Here is a 6,146-nt window from a genome sequence, read left to right as displayed (position 1 = left end):
AAACAATGGTAAAAAAGTTATGGAACCATTTTATGACCGGATAAGTTTATATATTAGAATATAAAGAAGATGTTATTTTTAAAACAATGTTATGCGATAATGATAAGTTCTAAAAATTTGAGAAAAGTAGTAGGCATAAAGACACAACTTAACGCAAGCAATCAGCGTGTGAGTATATAACCAGCGTGGTTTGTTGATTTTGGAGCGGATTTCAATTTTTGACGAAGAAGGTGTACTAAGAGTGATGGCAACGAAGTTGCCGCAGTACCCGACTGAGAAGAAAATTAAAAGCCGCCCAAAAGCGGCAAAGTGCTAGCCGTGAGGCTTTAACTTAGACCGAGTAAAAGCAGTGCGAGTATGCAACCGGCGTGGGCTTTAAGATTTAGAGAAAATTTTGTTTTTCTTGTGAACGCGGTATACTAAGCATGATGCGCCCAAAGGGCGCGCAGTATCCAAGTGAACAAAAAATCAAAATTTGCCTAAATATTAAAGCTTGCTAGCAGAGATAACTCAACTTAGACCGAGTAAAAATACCCCAAAAAAAACACCCTTTACAGGGTGTTTTAAAATGGTGGGCCGAATAGGACTCGAACCTACAACCTTCCGCGTGTAAGGCGGACGCTCTAACCAGTTGAGCTATCAGCCCCTAAAGGGTTTTATTACTACTCAAATATTTTATCAAAAAAAGTCATATTTGTCTACAATACGGCGGCTTAGGCACCGCATTTACATGACTTTTCCCCTTTTTACGGTCTGTTTTCTTCAGCGAAATCAACCAGCATTTGCAAAGCCGTTAAAGACGCTTTACCTATATTCCGCTCACGCACTGCGGAAAAGCAAAACTTTTCCGCCTTTGCGCCGCAGCGCCCGCTGACCGCTATCCAAACTGTGCCGACAGGCTTTTCCGCACTGCCGCCCGAAGGCCCGGCTATACCCGTCGTCGATACACCCCAATCCGCCCCCGTAAGGCGGCGCACGCCCTCGGCCATTTGCAAAGCAACCTCCTTACTGACCGCGCCGTACTTTTCCAAAGCTTCTCTTTTAACGCCAAGCGCGCTTATTTTTACCTCATTGGAATATGCCGTAACGCCGCCCAAATAATAAGCCGACGCGCCCGGCCTTGCGGTTATCATGGCCGAGATATTTCCGCCCGTACAGCTTTCCGCCGCGGCAACCGTGCCTATTTTGGAAAGTCTTTCCAGCAATTCGGAGTTATCCCCGCTTTTTATAACCGCGTATTTAAGCCCGCCCAAAGATTGTTTCAGTTTTTCAAAACAGTCATCCAGCTTGGCAAGCCCCGCTCCTTTGGCGGTAAGCCTAAGCCTTATATAACCCGGCGACGGCAAATAAGCCAAAGAAATGCCGGAAGGCAAAGCATCCTCAAAGGCGGATAAAACCATAGCCAGTTCTGCTTCGGGCTTATCATAAACGCCAAGCATTTTATAAGCGAGTTCGGAACATTTAAAAGTTCTCTTAATTCTAGGCAGAATTACGGAAGAAATTAAATTTTCCAGTTCAAAAGGAACTCCCGGCATGGAAACCAACACTTTTCCCCCGCGCTCAAACCACATGGCGCAGGCGGTGCCTTTCTCGTTTTTAATGGGAATGCAAGCGGAAGGCAAATAGGCTTGGCTTTTGTTATACTCGTTCATAGCGGAAGTTTTGCCGCGGAAATATTCCCGAACCCAGCCGTAAACTTCTTCGTTAAAAACCAGCTGCGAGCCGAAGAACTCCGCCAAAACGCCTTTGGTGATATCGTCTTTGGTGGGGCCGAGCCCGCCGCTTACAAGTATCAAATCGGAAGAAGAAACCCCCTCTTCAAGAGCTTTTTTTATCTCTTCTTTTTTATCCGAAACCGAAACCATTTTCAAAGTTTCGACGCCTATGCCGGCCAGTGCCGAGGACATAAAACGGGAATTGGTGTCTAAAATCTGGCCGAGTAAAATTTCATCGCCTATCGTTATTATAAAAGCTTTCATAAACTAATTTTACAAGATTCTTATTCTTGCCGACAACCACGGATTTTAATCAAATTACGCCGGCGGTTAAATCTTACGGTATAATTCCCCGCCCCGTTATCCGGCCGTTTTTAAAACAAAAAGGCCGGTACGCGTAAAACGTACCGGCCAAATCGCAAAACTTTCAAACTTATTTAAGATGTTTGCCTACGAGGCCGGCCATCTCAAACATGCTGATCTGCGTTTTGCCGCCGAAAATCGGTTTCAAAACGTCATCGGCGTTGATCATGCGTTTGTTGGCTTTGTCCTGAAGGTTGTGTTTCTTAATATAGTCCCAGAGTTTTTTTACCACTTCGGTTCTCGGAAGCGGGGCCGCACCGGTAACCTTAGCGAGTTCGGCGCTGGGTGTTAAAGGCGCCATAAATTTTGCGTTTGCTTTTGCCATTGTCAATTCTCCTAGTTTATTTTACAAGCTCTTCCACTTTGGGAGCAGCGTTTAAAATCTCGTCTGAGCAGCCTTCTTTGAATTTTTCAAAGTTCTTTACGAAAGCCGCGGCGAGCTCTTTATATTTCTTGTAATATTCGTTCTTATCGGACCAAGCGGCCGAAGGCTGCAATATTTCTGAAGGCACGCCTTCGCATTCCGTAGGTATTTCAAAACCGAATACGTCGTCTTTTACAAATTTTACGTCATTAAGTTTGCCGTCCAAAGCCGCGTTGAGCAAAGCTCTGGTGTGCTTAATGCTGATCCTGCTGCCGATACCGTAAGGGCCGCCGACCAAGCCGGTGTTAACCAGCCAGCATTTGGCGTTGTGTTTTTCCATTTTTTCTTTCAAAAGCTCGGCATATTTGGAAGGATGCAAAGCCATAAAAGGCCCGCCGAAGCAGGTGCTAAAAGTCGGCTGAGGTTCTTTTACGCCTTTTTCCGTACCGGCGACTTTGGCGGTGTAACCGCTCATGAACTGGTACATGGCCTGTTCTTTGGAAAGCCTTGAAATCGGCGGCAATACGCCAAAAGCGTCATAAGTAAGGAAGATGATGTTCTTCGGGTGAGGTCCGCGTTCGCTGGGAACGGCGTTGTCGATGAACGTAAGCGGGTAGGAAGCGCGAGTATTTTCCGTGATGGCGGCGCTGTCCAAGTCCAGCTTTCTGGTGTTGTCGTCAAAAACGACGTTTTCCAAAATCGTACCGAAGCGGTGCGTCGTGGAGTAAATTTTAGGTTCGGCTTCCTGGGAAAGTTTGATTACTTTAGCATAGCAACCGCCTTCAAAGTTGAATACGCCGTCATTATCCCAGCCGTGTTCGTCGTCGCCGATAAGGCCGCGTTTCGGATCGGCGGAAAGGGTGGTTTTGCCCGTGCCGGAAAGGCCGAAGAACAAAGCGCTGTCGCCGTCGGAACCGACGTTGGCGGAGCAGTGCATCGTCATAACGCCTTTAAGCGGCAAGAGGTAGTTCATTACCGTAAATACGGATTTTTTGGATTCGCCGGCATAAGCGCTGCCCGCGATTAAAACCACTCTCTTTTTAAAGTTGATAAGGATTGCCGTTTCGGAAGCGGTGCCGTCGGTGGCCGGATCGGCTTTGAGGCCCGGCAGGAAAATTACCGTAAATTCGGGCACGATAGAAGTTCTTTCTTCGGCTTTGGGCTCAATGAACATATTTTTGGCGAAAATATTGTGCCAGGCGTATTCGTTGATTACGCGGATGGCCATCCTGGAAGCTTCGGCGGAACCGACGTAAGCGTCGCGGACGAAAAGATCAATATTTTCCATATATTTCAAGGCTTTGTTAAAAAGGCTGTCAAAATGCGCTTCGCTGATGCCTTTGTTGCCTTTATGCCACCAAAGCGTATTTTTTACGTCTTCGGTTTCGACAAAAAATCTGTCGTTGGGGGCGCGGCCCGTAAGTTTGCCCGTTTCAACGCATAAGGGGCCGCCGTAAGTGATATTGCCTTCGTTCTTTTCAAGGGCTTTTTCATAAAGCTCTTCTACGGCAAGGTTCCAAAATACGGTTTTATTCGTTTTAATGCCTAAATTATCAAGACCGTATTTGCTCTGATAAGCGGTAGGGTTTATCTTTTTCATTTTACCAATCCTTTTTTACAATTTTATCGCCGATTTTAATTTCGGCAGGCGCGGCTTTGTCCAAAGCCCACCTTATCCTTCTTAAACCTTCTATAATATTTTCCCTGGCGGCGCAGTAACTTATCCGCAGGTAACCTTCAAGGCCGAACGACACCCCAGGCACCGTGGCCACCATAACTTTATCAAGCAAAAACACCGATAAAGCCAGAGAGTCTTTATTATAGCGGCTGAAATCAACAAAACAATAGAACGTGCCTTTCGGCGCGGTTACTTTCAAACCTTCTATCTTTGAAAGTTCGCTTAAAAGCGCGTTTCTATTATTTTCCAAAATTTTGCGCAATTCGTCTACAACTTCTTGCGGCCCCGTCAGCGCGGCAAGCGCGCCAGCCTCCGACAATGCGCTGTTGCAGGAGGTCGTCTGGGCCTGCATTCTGCCCATGGCAGCGATAACTTCCTTGTTGGTTGATACTGCCCAGCCTATCCTTAAACCGGTAAGTCCGTAAAGCTTTGATACGCCGTTAACCGCCACTATATTACCCGGATTCTTGGCGTATTTAAAAGGGCTGGGCGCTTTTGCTCCCTCAAAAACCAACTGATGATAAATATCATCAGTCATAAGCCAAATGTTTTTGCTCTCGCAAAGCTCAACCGTCTTTTTTATAAAATCTTCGTCAAACAGTACTCCGGCCGGATTGCTGGGGCTGTTAAGCATTATCGCCTTTGTTTTGGAAGTAACCGCAGAAGCAAGCTGCTCAAAAGTTATTTGTATACCCTCTTTGGGTTTTACGGGCACGGGAACCCCGCCGACAAGCCTTATCATATCTGGATAGCTTACCCAATAAGGCACCGGGAAGATTACTTCGTCGCCTTTATTGACGACACTTAAAAGAAAATTATATATGGCCTGCTTCGCGCCTGAAGAAACTATTACGTTTTTATTTTCCAAGCTTACGCCGTAATGTTTTTTGGTGTAGTCAGCCACAGCCGCTTTAAGTTCCGGCGAACCTGTGGAGGGAGAATATTTTATTTTCCGGCTTTGCGCTTTTTTAACTATCGCGTCAACCGCGCTTAAAGGCGCAGGGATTTCCGGCTCGCCGCCGCCCAAATGAATGACGGGCAAACCTTCCTTTTTCAAAGCCGCCGTTTTGGCGTTTAATTTTAAAGTAGGAGAATCGCCTATAACGGAAGATAAATCGCTGAGTTTCATATAGATTAAACCTCTTTATTACATTATACCTTTATTCTCCCCCCAAGTTAATCCCTTATAAAATTATTTCCAGCAAAACAGAAGTTTTTATCAAATCTAAAAGTTTGTTTTTTGCTTCCCGTTATTTTAAAACCCCGCCTTTGTTTGCGCTGAGGCGGGGCGGTTAGTCGAGAGCCGGGAATTACCCCGGTTCAAAATCAATCACGCAACAACAACAACGATTCTTTTACAAATTGATCCGTACAACCGCGGTAAGTATCGGCATTGCCTCCGCAAGCAAATATATTATTCCAAGTACAGCTGGCCTTACACTGAGTATACCCGCTTTTACCGCTGCAGCATATTGAATGTAATCTATACGCGACTACACCCGAACTCCAAGTTCCGGTTTCCCAAAGCCCGGTGGAAGTGTTACAAGTGACGGTTCTGCTCCTCGTACAACAATCTCTGTAATCTTCAACAGAATTAGGTTTAGAAGCGGAATCGCACGTTTTTACAGTAGGGCAGCTTTTATCCCAGTCACTCCAAGAACCGTTTGAACAGCAGGTTCTTGTTTGAGTAGTATAAGAACATCCGCTGGCAGTATATTTCTATTGGACCGATCCGCTTGAAGAACAGCTTTCGGCATAGCCTAAACTTACGCAGGCGAAAAGACAAAATACTAAAAAAATATATTTCTAACCGTTTTATTTTTTGACATCTTTTTTCCCTCCTTTATAGTTAATCGGTCCGTTTAAACTAACCTGAGCGGGAACAAAGATGTCTTATATTCAGCGGGCCGATTTATGAGGGAAATTTATCAAAAAAAAACAGTCAACTGTTTTCGTTTTTTAACAAAACGCCCCGACGTACGACAAGGCGCAAACAATGGGAAAAAATATTAAAAAGCAGATAGAT

General features: G+C 45.4%; 4 protein-coding genes and 1 tRNA gene. All 5 read right to left on the bottom strand.

Going from position 1 to position 6,146, the window contains the following annotated elements:
* Positions 1 to 569: 569 nt before the first annotated feature.
* The 5 genes from ACQY26_RS05430 to ACQY26_RS05410 all read right to left on the bottom strand — a co-directional run bounded on the left by ACQY26_RS05430 (position 570) and on the right by ACQY26_RS05410 (position 5,249).
* A tRNA-Val gene (locus ACQY26_RS05430) sits at positions 570 to 646 on the bottom strand.
* 100 nt (positions 647 to 746) lie between these two features.
* Positions 747 to 1,979 carry a CinA family nicotinamide mononucleotide deamidase-related protein gene (locus ACQY26_RS05425; protein WP_428048131.1) on the bottom strand — a complete coding sequence of 411 codons (1,233 nt, stop codon included), beginning with the start codon at positions 1,977 to 1,979 and terminating at the stop codon, positions 747 to 749.
* A gap of 169 nt (positions 1,980 to 2,148) precedes the next feature.
* Positions 2,149 to 2,403, bottom strand: a complete 255-nt coding sequence (locus ACQY26_RS05420) for an SWIB/MDM2 domain-containing protein (protein WP_428048130.1) — start codon at positions 2,401 to 2,403, stop codon at positions 2,149 to 2,151.
* Between the two features lie 16 nt (positions 2,404 to 2,419).
* A complete protein-coding gene (gene pckA / locus ACQY26_RS05415; RefSeq protein ID WP_428048129.1) occupies positions 2,420 to 4,042 on the bottom strand; it encodes a phosphoenolpyruvate carboxykinase (ATP) in 1,623 nt (540 codons plus the stop codon).
* Position 4,043: 1 nt separating this feature from the next.
* On the bottom strand, positions 4,044 to 5,249 hold the full coding sequence (locus ACQY26_RS05410) for a pyridoxal phosphate-dependent aminotransferase (protein ID WP_428048128.1): 1,206 nt from the start codon (positions 5,247 to 5,249) through the stop codon (positions 4,044 to 4,046).
* Positions 5,250 to 6,146: the final 897 nt, after the last annotated feature.

Source organism: Candidatus Proelusimicrobium excrementi, from assembly GCF_937881865.1.
GTDB classification, from domain to species: domain Bacteria; phylum Elusimicrobiota; class Elusimicrobia; order Elusimicrobiales; family Elusimicrobiaceae; genus Proelusimicrobium; species Proelusimicrobium excrementi.
The sequence above is the reverse complement of the archived record's forward strand: the minus strand, read 5'-3'. Positions and strand labels throughout refer to the sequence as shown.

What these genes read in the sequence shown, in the direction of transcription:
- ACQY26_RS05425 (WP_428048131.1), bottom strand. Translation starts at nt 1,979, where the DNA reads ATGAAAGCTTTTATAATAACGATAGGCGATGAAATTTTACTCGGCCAG.
- ACQY26_RS05410 (WP_428048128.1), bottom strand. Translation starts at nt 5,249, where the DNA reads ATGAAACTCAGCGATTTATCTTCCGTTATAGGCGATTCTCCTACTTTA.
- pckA (WP_428048129.1), bottom strand. Translation starts at nt 4,042, where the DNA reads ATGAAAAAGATAAACCCTACCGCTTATCAGAGCAAATACGGTCTTGAT.
- ACQY26_RS05420 (WP_428048130.1), bottom strand. Translation starts at nt 2,403, where the DNA reads ATGGCAAAAGCAAACGCAAAATTTATGGCGCCTTTAACACCCAGCGCC.